Source organism: Vibrio sp. D173a, from assembly GCF_030248475.1.
In genome coordinates, this window is record NZ_JAHGAH010001207.1 from 1 (window position 1) to 576 (window position 576).

General features: G+C 44.8%; 1 protein-coding gene. It reads right to left on the minus strand.

Going from position 1 to position 576, the window contains the following annotated elements:
* The coding region (locus KIV40_RS32330; RefSeq protein ID WP_285353443.1) for a hypothetical protein at positions 1–576 on the minus strand (576 nt) is incomplete at both ends.

The window sequence follows — 576 nt, forward strand, 5'->3', positions numbered from 1 at the left end:
TTAGAATCTGCAAAGCCAGTAGATATTCTGACTCATCATTGACGTAGAGCGTTTGATTGCTGTTCGTCAGTTTTTGAAAATGCTGTTGTGCCAAATCATCGTCTGATTGACCTACCCAAGAGTAATACGCGGTGACGACGAGAAGGCTCATTGCGACGATAAACCCGAGTGTCTGAAACACACCTGCTTTCTGGTTGTTATCCATGTTGCCGTTAGACCATTTCTTAGCGGTCCACTTCTCAATAACCACACTTATCGAGTTTTTTACACTCTGCCAAAGTGACGAGGTTTGACGATTGGTAAGCTCGAGTGCTTCGATCTGGTTTGGCTCTTTATCTTGTGACTCTTTAATCCCTAAACCCTTGTCGTCTTTGTCGTTACTTTCTATGTCAGCTTGAGTGACGGTGTCACATACTGGTGGCGCAAGCACGTCTTTCTGAACCACTTTGACCTCTGGGTGTGTTTTATCTTCTGCGTTTTGAGCACTGAATTTCTCTAACAAAGCGGGGTGTGGCGGCTCTGTGATTGAAAGGCGATAGCCCACTTTGTTTACAGTGTGAACTTCTATGCCATTTG